A 16,320-nucleotide genomic window follows, 5' to 3' on the forward strand; every position below is an offset into this window, starting at 1 on the left:
CAGCCACGTCCACCGGCCGTACCCGCGCCGTCAGCGGGTGGCCGGCAGGCCGAAGACCGGGAACAGCGTGCTGTCCAGGAACGAGGTGAGCTGGGCGATCCGGCCGTCGCGCACCGTCAACACGGTGATCGACCAGGGCAGGTACGGGCCGGTGTCGCCCGCGCGCAGGTAGTTGGCCACCGCCGGTTGCCCGTTGGCCGCCACCGTCGCGTGCCGCCAACTGCCGCAACTGGTCAACGGCATCGTCCGGGCGAAGTCGAGCACCGCGTCGCGGCCGGCGTACCAGTGCGGCAGCGGCGGCATCGACCAGGTGACGTCCTCGGTGAGCAGGGCGACCAGGGCGTCGGCGTCGCCGTTCTCCAGGGCGGTGGCGTAGCCGGCGGCGATCTCCCGCAGCCGGGCGTCGCCGAGCGTCCGCAGGGTCCGCTGCTGGCTGCGGGCCGGCACCCGTTCGGCGACGACCCGACGGGCCCGCGCCAGCGCCGAGTTGACCGAGCCGGTGGTGGTGCCCATCATGGCGGCGATCTCGGCAGCGGTGAAACCGAGCACGTCGAACAGCAGCAGCGCGGCGCGCTGGTTGCCGGGCAGGTGTTGCAGCGCGGCGACGAACGCCAGCTCGACGGCCTCCCGCTGCTCGTAGCGGGTGTCGGGGGTGGCCGGGCCGGCGGCCAGGGCGGCGTCGGGATACGGGCCGAGCCACCGGACGTGCTCGACGGCGACGCTGCCCGGCACGGCGTGCTCGCTGGCCGGCCCCAGGTCGACCGGTAACGCCCGCCGGCCGCGTCCGGTGGCCAGGTCCAGGCAGGTGCGGGTGGCGACGGTGTAGAGCCAGGTCCGCAGCGAGCTGCGCCCCTCGAACCGGGGCAGCGCCCGCCAGGCCCGCAGCAGCGCCTCCTGCAACGCGTCGTCGGCGTCGTGCGGGGAGCCGAGCATCCGGTAGCAGTGTGCGTGCAGTTCCGGCCGCAGCGGCGCGACCAGCGCGGTGAACGCGGCGTCGTCCCCGCCCCGGGCCCGGGTCAGCGCCGCCTCGTGGTCGTCGGCCGTAATCTCGGCGAGAATCATGCTCACGACCGACGATTCTGCCCCACGCCGGGAGTCTGCACCGTGTAAGAGCCGCACGTCACGACCCGGAGGACCCCACAATGAGCAGTCCCACCACCATCCCGGTGACCACCGCCACCCTGGCCGTCCCCGACGGGACCCTGCACTTCGAGGTGCGCGGGCAGGGCCCCCTGGTGGCGCTGGTCGCCGCCCCGATGGACGCGCGGGCCTTCGCCCCGCTGGCCGACCTGCTCGCCGCCGACCACACCGTGCTCACCACCGACCCGCGCGGCATCCGCCGCAGTCGGCTGCACGACCCCGAGCAGGACTCCACGCCGGAACTGCGCGCCGACGACCTGGCCCGGCTGCTGGCCCACCTCGATGCCGGCCCGGCGACGGTGCTCGGCTCCAGCGGCGGCGCGGTCACCGTGCTGGCGCTCGCCCACACCCACCCGCAGGCGGCGCACACCGTGATCGCCCACGAGCCGCCGCTGCTGCTCCTGCTCGACGACCGCGACGAACTCCTCGCCCGGGAGGACGACATGGTCGCCACCTACCTGCGCGGGGACCGGCTGGGTGCCTGGCGGCAGTTCCTCGCCAACGCGAACATCGCCATGCCGGAGGAGATGATCCAGGGCATGTTCGGCCGCGAACCCGACCCGCAGGACGCCGCTGACGAGCGCTACCAGTACGTCCACACCCTGCGCGGCACGACCCGCTACCAGCCGGACGTCGCCGCGTTGCGCGACGGCGCGACCCGGGTGCTGGTCGGCCTCGGCGAGGAGTCGGCCGGGGAGTTGTGCGACCGCAGTTCCCGGGCGCTGGCCGCCGCCCTGGGGGTGCCACCCACGATGTTCCCCGGCGGGCACATCGGCTTCGCCGACGACCCCGCCGGGTTCGCCGTCCGGTTGCGTGCGGTGATCGCCGGGTGACGGTGGGGCGTCGGCGGATGTCCGGGGGCCGGCGGCGCGGCCCGCGTACCGCAGGAATGGCCGGGGCGGCGACCGATCCACGACAGTCGCGCGGACGGCGGGCACCCCGGTCCTAGAGTGCCGCGCATGAAGCTGATCGTGCGACTCGCCGGCGGGTTCGCCGTCCTCGTGGCGGCGTTGGCGGCGGGGCCGGTGGCGGCCTCCGCCGCGCCGGCCGGCGGGGGTCTCGGGCTGGACCTGCGGACCACCGCGCCGGGATACGCGCCGGGTGCGGCGATCCGGTTGACGCTCGCGGTCACCAACGCCACCGGCGCGGCCTGCGGCCTGGCCACCGTGGCGGACGGCACCGTGCAGGTGACCTCGGTGCGCCGGGACGGGCAGGAGCTGGTGCCGGCCCTGGGCCGCAGCTTCTACGGCGACGGCATCGGTGCCGCCGCCACCGCCGGCGCGGCGATCGTGGAACCCGGCGCGAGCGTGACCGTGTCGCTGGTCAGCGCGCGGGTGCACGACGGTGCCGACGCCGGTGCCGTGGTGCTGCGGTCGGTGGCGGCAACCCCGGACGGCGGGGGATTGGACACCCTCTGGCCGGTCGGGGCAGTCGGCCGCTACGAGGTGACGGCGAGCTACGCGGCGCTGCCGGTGACCGGTCTCGACGCCCCGTGTACGGGCGCGACGGCGCTGCGGACCACCCGCTTTACCGTCGGCGACGACCCGACGGGCCCGGTGTGGTGGCGCTGGCTGCTCGGTGGGGCGGTGCTGCTGCTGGTCGTCGTCGGCGCGCTGACGGTCCTGCTCCTGCTCCTGCGGCGTGGTCGCCGTCGCCCGGCCGCCGCCGTGGCGCTGCTGCTCGTCGGCGTCGGGGCCGTCGTCGGGGGGACCGGCAAGCCGGCCCGGGCCGATTACCAGGTCGATCCGAGTTCCGGGGTCCCGGTCAGCGGCGTCGACTTCCAGGCGGCGGTCGACGGCTGCCTCCAGGGGTTCGCGGCGGCCGGTGGTGACCCGGCGGGCATCCTGCCCCGGCTCAAGGACGCCAAGACACCCCGGGTGCGGATCATTCCGACCCCCGGCGGATCGGGGTCCTTCGAGACCCCGGGCAGCAAGGACGGCAAGGGATCGTCCACGGTGACCTGGAACCCGACATCGGTCGAGCCGTACGGCGACGGGATCGCCCGGGACCCGTGCGCGGCGCTCTACCACGAGCTGAACCACTCCGACGACATCTCCCGCGACGCGGTGCCGCCGGGCGACTGCGGCGGCACCGGGATCAGGACCGCCGAGGTCAAGGCGACCCTGGCGGAGAACAGGTACCGCGCGGCCAAGGGCCTGCCACCACGCACCGAGTACGACGGCAAGACCCTGCCGAAGAGCCTCGACGAGTGCAAGAAGCCCGCGAAGAAGACCCCACCGCCGAAGGGACCGGTCAAGCTCTGCGAGGACGGGGCCGACTGCGGTGGCACCAACGGCGACCCGCACCTGGTGACCTTCGACCGGCACTACTACGACTTCCAGGCCGTCGGCGAGTTCGTGCTGGTCGGTTCCACCTCGGGTGACCCGCTGGCGGTGCAGGTCCGACAGACGCCGATGGGCGACTCGCGGACGGTGTCGGTCAACTCCGCCGTCGCCTTCCGGCTCGGCGACCACCGGGTCGCCCTCACCCTGGTCGACGGCGGCACCGAGGTCCGCGTCGACGGCGCCGCCCGGGTCCCGTCGCCGGGGGAGACGGACCTGCCCGGCGGCGGCACGCTCACCCGCCGCGACTCCGACACCGGTGCCGCCGACGGCTACGACCTGCGCTGGCCCGACGGCTCCGCCGCCGCCGTCGACCAGATCGGCCCCTACGGCTACCGGGTGCTGACGAGGCTGGCCCCCGGCCGGGCCGGGAAGGTGCGGGGCCTGCTCGGCGACTTCGACGGCGACCCGACCGACGACGTCGCCGCGCCGTCCGGGGCAGCCCTCACCCCGCCCGTGCCGTTCGAGAAGCTCTACCCGTCGTACGCGGACAGTTGGCGGGTCACCCGGGACAGTTCCCTGTTCAGCTACGCCGACGGCCAGGACACCGGGTCGTTCACCGATCGCGGCTTCCCGGAGCGGGCGGTGACCGTCGACGACCTCGACCCGGTGCAACGGGCCCGCGCCGAGCAGGTGTGCCGGTGGGCCGGTGTCACCGACCCCTGGCAGCTCGCCGAGTGTGTCTTCGACGTCGGCGTGACCGGCCGTCCCGAGTTCGCGGTCAGTGGCGTCGGCACCGAGCGGATCGCCCCGCCGGCCGCCGCGCCGATCGCCGCGACCCCGATCGCCACCGGGGCGCTGACCCCGGGCGGCGACCCGCTGACCTTCTCCGGCCGGGCCGGCGACGCCGTGTTCGTCGACATCAGCGCGCCCGGCCTGGCCGACCGCTGCTCGCCGTACCGGCTGCTGGACCCGACCGGGACGGAGGTGGCCAGCGGCTGCAACATCAACGGTCGCGGCCACATCGACCGCACCGACCTCACCCGCGCCGGCAGGTACACGGTGGTGGTCGACGACGACGCCGGTGGCACCGGCCGGGCCGCGGTACGGGTCTACGCGGCCCGGGACACCACCGGCACCCTGCGACCGGACGGTCCGGCGGTCTCCGTGGCGGTCACCGCGCCGGGCGGCCAGGCCCGCTACCGGTTCACCGGCGTCGCCGGCCAGCGGGTCTTCGTCGAGGTGCCGGAGAGCACCCTGCCGGACCAGTGCTCGCCGCTGGAGCTGCGCGATCCGGACGGCAAGCGGCTCAGCAGCGGCTGCGTCGTCAACGGCACCGGCGACATCGACGGCACGGTGCTGCCCACCGACGGCACGTACACCGTGCTGGTGGACCCGGTGGACCGCACCATCGGCACCGTGGCGCTGCGCCTGTTCGCCACCGAGGACCGGATCGACGACATCTCGGTCGGCGGCCCGCCGGTCGTCGTCACCGTCGGCCGGCCCGGAGCGGTGCTCGGCTACCGGTTCACCGGCACGGCCGGCACGTCGGTGACCGTGACGGCCACCGACGCCACCCTGCCGGACCAGTGTTCGCCGCTGGAGTTGCGCGACGCCGACGGGACACCGGTGAGCACCGGCTGTGTGGTCAACGGCGTCGGTGGCATCGACGCGACCGTCCTGCCCACCACCGGTGTCTACACCGTCGTGGTGGACCCGTCCGGGGCGGCCACCGGCACCGTCACCCTCACCCTGCGGCAGTGACCCGACGACGGGCGGGTCGGGCACGCAGGTGAGGGTGGTGCGGGTCAGGTGGCGTTCACGGGCCGGATGGCTTCGGGCCGGGGCTTGAAATCCTATCGCTTTGATAGGAAAATGAGGCCATGCTGCCCGTTCGGCTGCTCACCTCCCGCCGGGTCGTCGACCTGATGCGGGTCGCCGCGCAGCGCTGTCCCGGTACCCCCGTCGCGGCCTGACCGACCGTGCCACCGCCGCCGCGCCGGTCACCTCCCGCCGGCCCCGGAGCCGGCCGGCGCGGCCGGCTGCGGCCCTCCCGCCCGCACGTGGCCGCCCGGCCCCGCCCCGCACTTCTTCCACGACCTCGTCGTCCGACCGGGGGAGTCCCGATGACCGACACACTGCCCGACACCGCCCCCTTCGTCCGTGACCGGCAGGACTGGCACCGGCGGCACGAGGAGGCGTTGGCGACACCGCACGGCTTCCTCGCCGTCACCGGGCTGCACTGGCCCACCTCCCGGCCGCAGCGCTTCCCCGGCCTGCCGGGGCGCTGGCACACCGGCGACGACAGGGTGGTCGTCGACCTGGCCGACGGTGAGCAGCTCACCGTCGACGGGCAGCCGGATCTCCATCGGGCGACCAACCTGCCCTGCGCCTACACCGACTTCGCGACCTGGCCGCTGCCGCCGGTGGAGAACCGGCTGCCGGTCGCCGTCGAGGCCGGCGAGAAGCTCCCGTACGAGCGGCACGCGTCCGCCGGGCAGCCGTGACCCGCCGACCCGCGCGTAGGAGGTCTCCCAGATGACCGCGCCCGACCATCGTCCACCGCCGGTCGACGCCGATGTCGACGCGCTGCGTACGCTGCTGCGCCATCAGGCCAGCACCGTCGTGGTGGTCACCGCGCCCGGTGCCCCGGCGGTCGGCTTCACCGCCACCTCGTTCACCTCGGTGTCGCTGGCCCCGCCGATCGTCTCGTTCTGTCTGAACCTCGGCGCGTCGAGTTGGCCGACGGTGGCCCGGAGCCGGCACGTGGTGGTGCACCTGCTCGCCCACCACCAGCAGGAGTTGGCCCGTACCTTCGCGACCAGCGGCATCGACCGGTTCGCCGCGCCGACCCGGTGGCGGACCGGGCCGGAGGGCGCGCCCATTCTCGACGACACCCTGGCCTGGCTGCTCTGCCGGGTGGTCGAGCGGGTGACCGTCGGCGATCACGCGATCGTGCTCGCCGAGCCGGAGCTGATCCAGCACGCCGACGTGGGTTCGCCGCTGCTGTACCACCGGGGCCGCTACGCCGGCCTGGCCGGTGGTCCGGACGGCGCGACCCGCCGTCCCGCCGCCTGACCGACCGGGGATGACCGACGCGGGCCTGACCGGGGATGACCGGCCGGGCCCGCGTCGCGGCCGGTGGCTGCTGCGCCGGGTGCCGGTGGTGTCCCTGCCGCTGGTCCCGGCGCCGGCGTCGCTCATCCTGGGCCCGGTGTGCATCCCGCGCCGGGTCGCCGCGCGGGACACAATCCCCGTAAATCCTATAGCCTTAGTAGGTATTGCGTCAACGGATCGACACTCCCGGGTGCGATAGCCGACATCCGCCGTGCGATTCGTTGACACCACCGGCGCCCCAGAGGTGGACTCGCCTCATGTCCAGCGAGCTGCGGTTGACGATCCGCGGCCACATCGACTTCGGTCGGGTGTGGTCGAGTTCCTGTCTGGCCTGACCCGGCACCCACACCCGGACCCGACGCGCCGTACCGGCCCGTCGAGGTGGGGCTCACCGCCGAGCTGACCGCCGCACCCCTTTCCCGACACCCGCCACCGGCCCGTGCCCCGTGCCCGGCCGGGTGTCGGCGTACCCGCTCCCGCCTGCCTGGACAGGAGACCCCGCCATGTCCGTCCGCCCGCTGCGGACCCTCGCCGTCGCCGCCGTGCTCGCCGTCGCCGCCGGCTGCGCCACCGCCACCACCCCGGCCGTCGAGGCCGCCGGACAACCCCGCTCCGGCGGCGCCCTCACCTGGGCCGTGGAGACCGAACCGATCACCCTCAACCCCCACCAGTACGCCCAGGCCAAGGCCCGGTTGCTGGTGTGGAACAGCTTCGAGGCGCTGCTGACCTACGACGCCCGGGGCGCACTGGTGCCCTGGCTGGCGACCGGCTGGCAGGTCACGCCCGACGGGCTGCGCTACACCCTGTCGCTGCGCGCCGCAGTGACCTTCACCGACGGCACCCCGTTCGACGCCGCCGCCGTCAAGGCCAACATCGACAAGCTCCGCGAACCCGGGTACGCACCCGCCGTCGCCGCCGTGCAACTACGCCACCTCAAGGCCGTCGAGGTCGTCGACCCGCGCACCGTACGGCTCACCCTGACCGCCCCCGACGTGCTCATCCTCGACTTCCTCGCCTCCCCGCAGGGCGCCCAGGTGTCCCCGAGGTCGCTGCGGGAGGCCAGGAACCTCAAGGCCGGCGGCGTCGACGTCGTCGGCACCGGACCGTTCGTGCTGGACCGCTACGTCCCCGGCCAGGAACTGCACTACCGGCGCAACCCCGGCTACGACTGGGCGCCGCCGACCGCCACCCACACCGGGCCGGCCCACCTCGACGAGATCACCTACCGGTTCCTCAAGGAGTCCGCGGTCCGGGTCGGCGCCCTCACCTCGCAGCAGGTGCAGCTCATCGAGGGGGTGCCCGCCACCGACCAGCCACTGATCACCGGCAACCCCCGGCTACGGCTGAGCCGTCAGCTGAACTCCGGCTCCGCCTACTCCTACTACCTCAACGTCTCCCACGCCCCCTTCGACGACCTGCGGGTCCGGCAGGCGTTCCGGGAGGCCGTCGACGTCGACACCGTGCTGGCCTCGGTCTACCGGGACACCGCCACCCGGGCGTGGAGCGTGGTCAGCCCGTCCAGCCCGCTGTACGACAAGCGGCTGGAGGGCAGCTACGGCGGTGACACCGCCAGGGCCAACCGCCTGCTCGACCAGGCCGGCTGGGCGACCCGCGACGCCGACGGCTACCGCACCAGGGCCGGCCGGCGGCTCACCGTACGGCTGGTGCAGGCCGCCCCGTACGTGCGGGACCGCCGCGACGTGCTCGCCCAGGCCGTCCAGGCGGCGGTGAAACAGAGCGCCGGTATCGACCTGAAGGTCTCCCTGGTCGACCAGGGCACCGCCCAGCAGGCGTTCGCGCGCAACGAGTACGAGGTCTTCGACAACTCCCGCGCCGACACCGACGCTGCCGCGGCGCTGAACCTGCTGCTGCACTCCGGTGGCGGCATCAACCGCACCCGGATCAACGACCCGCAGCTCGACCGGCTCCTGGAGGCCGGGCAGGCCACCGCCGACCCGACCCGCCGGGCCGCCGGTTACGCCGACCTGCAACAGCGGGTCGTGGCCGACCAGGCGCTCGCCCTGCCGCTCTACGCCCCGGCCGACCAGATCGCCGCCAGCACCGCCGTGGGTGGGGTGCGGTTCGAGCCCACCGCGGGCGTGCCGGCCAGCGCGTACGACCTGTGGATCGCGCGATGAGCCTGCTGCGGGCGGTGGCCCGCCGGGTGGCCACCGGCCTCGTCGTGTGGTGGGCCGCCGCCACCGCGGCCTACCTGGCGCTGCTGGCCGCGCCCGGGGACACCGTGGACAGCATCGTGGGCGACGGCGCGGACACCCCGCAGATCCGGGCCCAGATCATCGCCGAGTGGGGTCTGGACCGGCCGGCGGTCGCCCAGTACCTCGACTACCTGTGGCGGCTGGCCGGGGGCGACCTGGGCCGCTCCTACCTGCGGCAACGCCCGGTCGCCGAGGTCATCGGCGAGCAGCTCGCGCCCACCGCGACACTCGCCGTCACCGCCGCCGGCCTGGGGGTGCTGCTGGCCGTCACGGTGGCGGTCGGCACCGCCGGCCGTCGCCGGCGGTGGCCGCGCCGGATCAGCTCCGGGGTCGAACTGCTGCTGGTCTCCACCCCACCGTTCCTGATCGGCATCGTGCTGCTCAGCGTGCTGTCCTTCCGGTACGGGCTGTTCCCCGTCGCCGGCGACCAGGGGCCGGCCGCCCTGGTGCTGCCGGCGGTCACCCTCGCCCTGCCCATCGCCGGGCTGCTCGCCCAGGTGCTGCGCGACGGCCTGGACCGGGCGTGGGACGAGCCGTTCGTGCTGACCGCCCGGGCCCGGGGGGTGCGGGAGCGGACGGTGCTGCTGCGCCACGCCCTGCGGCACGCCCTGCTGCCGGCGGTCACCCTCGCCGGCTGGCTGTTCGGCATCCTGCTCGGCGGCGCGGTCATCGTCGAGCAGGTGTTCGGTCGCCCCGGCCTCGGTCAGGTCACCCTGAGCGCGGTGACCAGCAAGGACATGCCGGTCGTGCTGGCCGTGGTGACGCTCTCCGCCGCCGGCTACGTGGTGGTCAACACCGCCGCCGACCTGACCTACCTGCTCGTCGACCCGCGCCTGCGAAGGAGCTGACGATGACCGTCACCCTGGGCACCACGCCCACCGCCGTCGTGGCGGCCACCCTCGTCACCGACCCGCCCGCACCGGCCCGCCGTCGGAGGGGCCGGCCACGACCAGGACTGCTCGCCGCCGGGGCGTACCTGATCCTGCTGGTCGTCGCGGCGGTCGTGCCGGCGCTGCTGGCCCCCGGCGACCCGCTCGCCGCCGACCCGCGTGCCGCGCTCACCGCCCCGGGCGCGGCGCACTGGCTCGGCACCGACCAGCTCGGCCGCGACGTCTGGACCCGGGTGGTGCACGGCGCGGGGCACTCGTTGACTATCGGGCTCGCCGCGACCGCGATCGCGGTCACCGGCGGGGTGCTGCTGGGGCTGCTCGCCGGGCTGGCCCACCGGTTCGCCGACGAGGCGCTCAGCCGCTCCTTCGACGCGCTGTCGGCGTTCCCGCTGCTGCTGCTGGCGCTGCTGCTGATCACGGTCGCCGGCCCCGGCACGGCCAGCCTGATCGTCGCCATCGGCATCGCCACCCTCCCGCACCACGCCCGGGTGGTACGCGCCCAGACCCTCCTGGTCCGCCGGGCCGGCTACGTCGAACAGGCGGTCAGCTTCGGCCTGTCCCGGCCACGTCTGGTGCTGCGGCACGTGCTGCCCAACGTGATCGGGCCGGTCCCGGTGCTCGCCGTGATCGGGCTCGGCGAGGCGATCCTGGCCGCCGCCGGGCTCAGCTTCCTCGGCCTCGGCCCGCAACCGCCGTCACCCGAGTGGGGCGCGATGCTCTCCGAGGGTCGCAACTATCTCCAGGTGGCCTGGTGGACGACGGTGCTGCCGGGTGCGGCGGTCACCGCGACGGTGGTGGCGCTGACCGTCGTCGGCCGGCACTGGCAGGCCCGCTTCGACGGGCGGCAACACTGATGGCCCCGCTGCTCGCCGTCGAGGACCTGCACGTCACCTTCGACTCCCCGACCGGTGTGGTGGAGGCGGTCCGGGGCGTCAGCTTCACCGTCGGGACCGGTGAGTGTGTCGCCGTCGTGGGGGAGTCCGGCTCGGGCAAGAGCGTCACCGCCCGTACCCTGGTCGGCCTCGCCGGTGCCGGTGCCCGGGTCCGCGCCGCCCGGCTCGACCTCGCCGACCGGGACGTGCGGAGCTACCGACCGCGGGACTGGCGGCGGGTGCGGGGCCGGCTCGCCGGGCTGGTGACGCAGGACGCGCTGGTCGCCCTGGACCCGCTGCGCACCGTCGGCGCGGAGGTCGGCGAGGTGCTCGCCGCACACGACATCGTCGGTCGGCGGGAACGCGCCGGCCGGGTCGTCCACCTGCTCGATGAGGTGCACGTGCCGGAACCCGGACGGCGGGCCCGGCAGTACCCGCACCAGCTCTCCGGCGGGCTGCGGCAGCGTGCCCTGATCGCCTCGGCGATCGCCGGGGAACCCGCCCTGCTCATCGCCGACGAGCCGACCACCGCGCTGGACGTCACCGTGCAGGCGCAGATCCTGCGGCTGCTCGCCGAACGGCGGGCCACCGGGGCGGGGCTGTTGCTGATCAGTCACGACCTGGCGGTGGTCGCCCAGGTGGCCGACCGGGTCCTGGTGATGCGGGACGGCCGGATCGTCGAGCAGGGTCCGACCGGCCGGCTGCTGCGGGCCCCGCAGCACCCGTACACCCGGCAGTTGCTCGCGGCGGTGCCGTCGGCCTCGTCGCGGGGGCGTCGACTCGGCGAACCGGCCCGGGTCTGCGACGGCTGCGCGGTGCCGGTGCCGAGGCGTACCCCACTGCCGGCGCGGCCCGTCGTCCGCCCGGACGACGCCGTGCTCGACGCGGTCGGCCTGACCCGGCGGTACGGCCCGCAGACCGTCGTGCGGGACGTCTCGTTCCGGGTGGCCCGGGGCGAGACGCTGGGGCTGGTGGGCGAATCGGGCTCCGGCAAGAGCACGATCGCCCGGCTCGTCGCCGGCCTGCTCGCCGCCGACGCCGGCACCGTCACCTTCGAGTCGGCCCGGTGGTCCGGGGTGCCGGAGCGGACCCGCCGTCCGCTGCGCCGCCGGCTGCAACTGATCTCCCAGGACCCGCTGGGCTCCTTCGACCCCCGCTACACCGTCGGCCGGGTGGTCGCCGAGAACCTCGACCCGGGGCCGGACCGGACCGACCGGGTGCTCGCCCTGCTGCACCGGGTCGGCCTCGGTCCGGACCTGCTCCACCGGCATCCCCGGTCGCTGTCCGGCGGGCAACGTCAGCGCGTCGCCATCGCCCGTGCCATCGCCCCCCGACCCAGCCTGATCATCTGCGACGAGCCGGTCTCCGCCCTCGACGTCTCGATCCAGGCCCAGGTCCTCGACCTGCTGGGCGAGCTGCGCGCCGTCGACGGCACCGCCCTGCTGTTCATCTCCCACGACCTCGGCGTGGTGCACCATCTCGCCGACCGGGTGCTGGTCCTGCACGGCGGCGTGGTGGTCGAGCAGGGCCCGGTCGGCGACGTCTTCAGCTACCCCCGACACGACCACACCCGGTCCCTGCTCGACGCGTTGCCCACGCTCGTCACCGCCGGCTGACCGTAGGAGGAAACCCATGCCCGATCCCACCCTGCACCTGGCCGTGGCCCTCGACGGTCTCGGCTGGCACCCCGCCGCCTGGCGGCTGTCCCACGCCGACCCGGCCGCGCCGCTGTTTCCCCGCTGGTGGGCCGCCCTGGTCGGGCAGGCCGAACAGGCCGCCCTGGACCTGGTCACCATCGAGGACTCGCTCGACCTCCAGTCGTCGCTGCCCGACGGGCCGGACGGCCGGGTCGACCAGGTCCGGGGCCGGCTCGACGCGCTGCTGGTCGCCGCCCGGGTCGCCCCGTTGACCCGGCACATCGGGCTGGTCCCGACCACCAGCGTCACCCACACCGAGCCGTTCCACGTCTCCACCGCGGTGGCCACCCTCGACCACGTCAGCGGCGGCCGGGCCGGGTGGCGGCCCCGGGTCTCCGCCCGCCGCAGCGAGGCCGGGCACTTCGGCCGGCGGGACCTCCCGCCGCTGGACCCGACCCGGCTGGGGGAACCGCAGACCGCACAGCTCGTCGGTGACCTGTTCGCCGAGGCCGCCGACGCCGTCGAGGTGGTCCGCCGGCTCTGGGACAGCTGGCAGGACGACGCGGAGATCCGGGACGCCCCGACCGGCCGGTTCATCGACCGGGACCGGCTGCACCACACCGACTTCACCGGCCGGTGGTTCTCGGTCAAGGGGCCGTCGATCGTGCCCCGACCACCGCAGGGGCAGCCGGTGGTCGCCGTGCTGGTCCACTCGACGGTGCCGTACGCCTTCGCCGCCCGGCACGCCGACGTCGTCTTCGTCACCCCCACCGACGCCGCACACGCCGAGGCCGTCGTCGCCGAGGTGCGGGCGACGGAGGAGACGGTCGGCCGCACCGGCCCGCCCCTGCGGATCCTCGCCGACCTGGAGGTGCTGCTCGATGACACCCCGGAGCTGGCCCGGCGTCGCCGCACCCGGCTCGACGAGTGGCACGGCGCGGAGTTCCACTCGGACGCGGCGAGCTTCACCGGCAGCCCCGCACAGCTCGTCAACCTGCTCGCCGGCTGGCGGCGGGCCGGGGTGCAGGGGTTCCGGCTGCGCCCCGCCGTGCTGCCCGACGACCTCACCACGATCACCCGGGCGGTGGTGCCCGCGCTGCGGGACCGGGGCCTGTTCCGTGCCGGCTACCCCGGCGGCACGCTGCGCGACCTGCTCGGTCTGCCCCGACCGGCCAACCGGTACGCCGTCGCGGGCCCCCGCTGATCCCAGGAGACGACCCGTGCCCAAGCAGATCATCCTCGCCGCGCACTTCCCCGGCGTGAACAACACCAGCGTGTGGAGCGACCCGGCCTCCGGCAGCCACATCGACTTCGCCTCCTTCGTCCACCTGGCCCGCACCGCCGAACGGGGCAGGTTCGACTTCTTCTTCCTGGCCGAGGGGCTGCGGCTGCGTGAACAGCGCGGCCGGATCCACGACCTGGACGTGGTGGGCCGGCCGGACACCCTCACCGTGCTGGCCGCGCTCGCCGCCGTCACCACCCACCTGGGGCTGGCCGGCACCCTGAACACCACCTTCCGGGAGCCGTACGAGCTGGCCCGGCAGTTGGCCAGCCTGGACCACCTCTGCGCTGGCCGGGCCGCCTGGAACGTGGTCACCACCTCCGACGCGTTCACCGGGGAGAACTTCCGCCGGGGCGGCTACCTCGACCGGTCGTTGCGCTACGAACGGGCCGCCGAGTTCGTCCGGGTCGCCCGGCGGTTGTGGGAGTCGTGGCCGGCGGACGCGATCGTCGGTGACCGCGCCGGCGGCCGGTACGTCCGCGCGGCCGACCCGGGGGCCTTCGCCCACCACGGCGACCAGTTCGACATCGCCGGGCACTTCACCGTGCCGCGCAGCCCGCAACTGCACCCGGTGATCCTCCAGGCCGGCGACTCGCCCGACGGGCGGGAGTTCGCCGCGTCCACCGCCGACGCGATCTTCTCCCGGCACGGCACCCTGGCCGAGGGTCGGGAGTTCTACCGGGACGTGAAGGCCCGGCTGGCCCGGTACGGCCGTACCCCCGACGACCTGAAGATCATTCCGGGGGTGACCTTCGTGCTCGGCGACACCGACGCCGAGGCCCAGGAACGCGCCCACCACATCCGCCGCCAGCAGGTCAGCCCGCAGACCGCGATCCTGCTGCTGGAACAGCTGTGGAACCGGGACCTGTCCGGGTACGACCCGCACGGTCCGCTGCCGGCCGAGGACCCCGACGTGGACGCCGACGCGATCAGCCGGGGCCGGGCCGGCATGTACCCGGACCCGGTCGGCACCGCCCGGCAGTGGCGGGCGCTGGCGCAGGAGAAGGGACTCGGCATCCGCGACCTGATCATCGAGGTCACCGGGCGGCAGTCCTTCATCGGCACGCCGCAGCGGGTCGCCGAGCGGATGAACCACTTCGTGCAGTCCGACGCCGCCGACGGGTTCATCCTGGTGCCGCACCTGACCCCGGGCGGGCTCGACGAGTTCGTCGACCGGGTCGTCCCGCTGCTCCAGGAGCGCGGCGTGTTCCGTACCGAGTACACGGCCACCACCCTGCGCGGGCACCTCGGCCTGCGACCCGCCCGACCGGCCACCCGGGTCGGTGCGGCGTGACCGGCCCGGCGGCGTCGACGCCGGTCACCGTCTGCCGGCTGCGCTGGGACGACCCGGAGGCCGTGGCGCTGCGCGCGGCGATGACCGGGGAGCTGCGCCAGCGCTACGCCGACCGCCCGTACGACCCGATCCACCTGCCCCCGGCGCGGGTGCTCCTGCCGGGCTCCATGGCCTGGACCGGGGTGGCGTACACCGCCGACGCCACCCCGGTCGGGCACGCCGCGCTGCGCTGGCACGGCCCCGACCTGGAACTGAAACGGATGTACGTGGTGCCCGCCCACCGGGGGCGGGGCATCGCCGACCAGCTCCTGGACGCCGCCCGGGAGGCGGCCGGGCAGTTCGGCGCGGGCCGGATCGTGCTCCAGACCGGCGACCGGCAGCCCGACGCGGTCCGTCGCTACGTTCGGGCCGGCTACCGGCCGGTCCCGGTCTTCCCGCCGTACGACACGTTGCCCTACTCCCGTTGCTACGCCCTGGTGATCCATCCCTGCGCCCCACGGAAGGCCCCGGTCCCGGCATGAAGTTCCTGCTGGTCACCCTGATCGCCCACCTGCCCGACCCGGTCACCGGCCGACTGCGCAGCACCACCGCACGGTTCCGGGACGTCGTCGACACCGCCGTGCTCGCCGAGGAACTCGGCTTCGACGGGTACGGCGTCGGCGAACGCCACGAGCGGCCCTTCATCTCCTCCTCGCCACCGGTGGTGCTCAGCCACATCGCGGCGCGGACCCGCACCATCCGGCTCTTCACCGCCGTCACCACGCTGAGCCTGCTCGACCCGGTCCGTGCCTACGAGGACTACGCCACCCTCGACCACCTCTCCGACGGCCGGCTGGAGCTGATCATCGGCAAGGGCAACGGCACCGCCCAGGCCGAACTGTTCCACGTCACCGTCGAGGACCAGTGGGACCGCAACCGGGAGGGCTACGAGCTGTTCCGCCGGCTCTGGCGGGAGGACCGGGTCACCTGGTCCGGCCGCTACCGGCCGCCGTTGACCGAAGCCGAGACCTGGCCTCGTCCGCGGCAACAACCGATCCGGGTCTGGCACGGTAGCGCCACCAGCCGGGAGTCGGTCGACCTGGCGGCCCGGCACGGCGACCCGATCTTCTCCGCCAACGTCCTCAACCCCATCGAGCCGTACGCGGAACTCGTGCGGCACTATCGGCAGCGGTGGGCGCACTACGGCCACGACCCGGCCGACGCCCTCGTCGGCGCGGGCACGGCCGGATTCCACGTCGCCCGCACCTCGCAGGAGGCCGTCGAGACGTACCGGCCGATCTTCGCGGCCCGGCTCGCGGCGCTCCGCCAGCGCGGCGTGGAACCGGTCTTCCCCACCATCGCCGACGCGGTCGCCCGCAGCTCCCTGCTGGTCGGCAGCCCGCAGCAGGTCATCGACAAGGTGCTGCGTCAGCACGAGCAGCTCGGCCATGAGGTCATCCACCTCCAGGCCGACCACGACGGGCTGACCGACGAGCAGCACCGGCAGAGCCTGGAGCTGTTCCAGGCCGAGGTGGCGCCGGTGCTGCGCCGGGAGATCCCCAGCCGTCCCTTCCGTCCGCCGGCGACCGCCGCCGCGCCGCTCTGACCAGA

13 protein-coding genes are annotated in these 16,320 nt (G+C 74.6%); 12 read left to right on the top strand and 1 reads right to left on the bottom strand.

Annotated elements, in window-relative coordinates; all coding sequences use genetic code 11:
- Positions 1-30: 30 nt before the first annotated feature.
- Complete coding sequence (locus ACQP1S_RS14250; RefSeq protein WP_432908023.1) at positions 31-1,062, bottom strand: sigma-70 family RNA polymerase sigma factor; 1,032 nt, start codon at positions 1,060-1,062, stop codon at positions 31-33.
- Positions 1,063-1,142: 80 nt separating this feature from the next.
- Between ACQP1S_RS14250 and ACQP1S_RS14255 the strand changes: the two genes are divergently transcribed.
- The 12 genes from ACQP1S_RS14255 to ACQP1S_RS14310 all read left to right on the top strand — a co-directional run bounded on the left by ACQP1S_RS14255 (position 1,143) and on the right by ACQP1S_RS14310 (position 16,315).
- Complete coding sequence (locus tag ACQP1S_RS14255) at positions 1,143-1,973, top strand: alpha/beta fold hydrolase (RefSeq protein WP_432906955.1); 831 nt, start codon at positions 1,143-1,145, stop codon at positions 1,971-1,973.
- A gap of 126 nt (positions 1,974-2,099) precedes the next feature.
- Positions 2,100-5,186 (top strand): VWD domain-containing protein, encoded by a 3,087-nt coding sequence (locus ACQP1S_RS14260; protein ID WP_432906957.1) that lies wholly within the window; start codon positions 2,100-2,102, stop codon positions 5,184-5,186.
- 362 nt (positions 5,187-5,548) lie between these two features.
- Positions 5,549-5,929 (top strand): DUF1684 domain-containing protein, encoded by a 381-nt coding sequence (locus ACQP1S_RS14265; RefSeq protein ID WP_432906959.1) that lies wholly within the window; start codon positions 5,549-5,551, stop codon positions 5,927-5,929.
- Between the two features lie 31 nt (positions 5,930-5,960).
- Positions 5,961-6,500, top strand: a complete 540-nt coding sequence (locus ACQP1S_RS14270; protein WP_432906961.1) for a flavin reductase family protein — start codon at positions 5,961-5,963, stop codon at positions 6,498-6,500.
- 542 nt (positions 6,501-7,042) lie between these two features.
- On the top strand, positions 7,043-8,677 hold the full coding sequence (locus ACQP1S_RS14275) for an ABC transporter substrate-binding protein (RefSeq protein WP_091239476.1): 1,635 nt from the start codon (positions 7,043-7,045) through the stop codon (positions 8,675-8,677).
- Positions 8,674-9,603, top strand: a complete 930-nt coding sequence (locus ACQP1S_RS14280) for an ABC transporter permease (RefSeq protein ID WP_432906963.1) — start codon at positions 8,674-8,676, stop codon at positions 9,601-9,603. Before ACQP1S_RS14275 ends, ACQP1S_RS14280 begins: the two co-directional genes overlap by 4 nt.
- A 2-nt stretch (positions 9,604-9,605) precedes the next feature.
- Complete coding sequence (locus ACQP1S_RS14285; protein WP_432906965.1) at positions 9,606-10,499, top strand: ABC transporter permease; 894 nt, start codon at positions 9,606-9,608, stop codon at positions 10,497-10,499.
- Entirely contained in the window at positions 10,499-12,133 is a 1,635-nt protein-coding gene (locus ACQP1S_RS14290) for a dipeptide ABC transporter ATP-binding protein (RefSeq protein ID WP_432906967.1), read from the top strand. The genes ACQP1S_RS14285 and ACQP1S_RS14290 overlap by 1 nt, the downstream gene beginning before the upstream one ends.
- A 16-nt stretch (positions 12,134-12,149) precedes the next feature.
- Positions 12,150-13,358, top strand: a complete 1,209-nt coding sequence (locus tag ACQP1S_RS14295) for an LLM class flavin-dependent oxidoreductase (RefSeq protein ID WP_432906969.1) — start codon at positions 12,150-12,152, stop codon at positions 13,356-13,358.
- A 16-nt stretch (positions 13,359-13,374) separates the two neighbouring features.
- The gene (locus ACQP1S_RS14300; protein ID WP_432906971.1) at positions 13,375-14,730 is read left to right on the top strand and encodes an NtaA/DmoA family FMN-dependent monooxygenase; all 1,356 of its coding nucleotides are present in this window, start codon (positions 13,375-13,377) and stop codon (positions 14,728-14,730) included.
- On the top strand, positions 14,727-15,251 hold the full coding sequence (locus ACQP1S_RS14305; protein ID WP_432906973.1) for a GNAT family N-acetyltransferase: 525 nt from the start codon (positions 14,727-14,729) through the stop codon (positions 15,249-15,251). The genes ACQP1S_RS14300 and ACQP1S_RS14305 overlap by 4 nt, the downstream gene beginning before the upstream one ends.
- On the top strand, positions 15,248-16,315 hold the full coding sequence (locus tag ACQP1S_RS14310) for an LLM class flavin-dependent oxidoreductase (protein ID WP_432906974.1): 1,068 nt from the start codon (positions 15,248-15,250) through the stop codon (positions 16,313-16,315). Before ACQP1S_RS14305 ends, ACQP1S_RS14310 begins: the two co-directional genes overlap by 4 nt.
- The last annotated feature ends 5 nt before the right edge of the window (positions 16,316-16,320 follow it).

This window comes from Micromonospora matsumotoense (genome assembly GCF_050951065.1).
Taxonomy (GTDB): domain Bacteria; phylum Actinomycetota; class Actinomycetes; order Mycobacteriales; family Micromonosporaceae; genus Micromonospora; species Micromonospora matsumotoensis.

Bases quoted from the DNA above. Each gene is read 5' to 3' on its own strand.
- ACQP1S_RS14295 (WP_432906969.1), top strand. From the start codon at position 12,150: ATGCCCGATCCCACCCTGCACCTGGCCGTGGCCCTCGACGGTCTCGGC.
- ACQP1S_RS14250 (WP_432908023.1), bottom strand. From the start codon at position 1,062: ATGATTCTCGCCGAGATTACGGCCGACGACCACGAGGCGGCGCTGACC.
- ACQP1S_RS14285 (WP_432906965.1), top strand. From the start codon at position 9,606: ATGACCGTCACCCTGGGCACCACGCCCACCGCCGTCGTGGCGGCCACC.
- ACQP1S_RS14310 (WP_432906974.1), top strand. From the start codon at position 15,248: ATGAAGTTCCTGCTGGTCACCCTGATCGCCCACCTGCCCGACCCGGTC.
- ACQP1S_RS14270 (WP_432906961.1), top strand. From the start codon at position 5,961: ATGACCGCGCCCGACCATCGTCCACCGCCGGTCGACGCCGATGTCGAC.
- ACQP1S_RS14265 (WP_432906959.1), top strand. From the start codon at position 5,549: ATGACCGACACACTGCCCGACACCGCCCCCTTCGTCCGTGACCGGCAG.
- ACQP1S_RS14275 (WP_091239476.1), top strand. From the start codon at position 7,043: ATGTCCGTCCGCCCGCTGCGGACCCTCGCCGTCGCCGCCGTGCTCGCC.
- ACQP1S_RS14290 (WP_432906967.1), top strand. From the start codon at position 10,499: ATGGCCCCGCTGCTCGCCGTCGAGGACCTGCACGTCACCTTCGACTCC.
- ACQP1S_RS14280 (WP_432906963.1), top strand. From the start codon at position 8,674: ATGAGCCTGCTGCGGGCGGTGGCCCGCCGGGTGGCCACCGGCCTCGTC.
- ACQP1S_RS14260 (WP_432906957.1), top strand. From the start codon at position 2,100: ATGAAGCTGATCGTGCGACTCGCCGGCGGGTTCGCCGTCCTCGTGGCG.
- ACQP1S_RS14255 (WP_432906955.1), top strand. From the start codon at position 1,143: ATGAGCAGTCCCACCACCATCCCGGTGACCACCGCCACCCTGGCCGTC.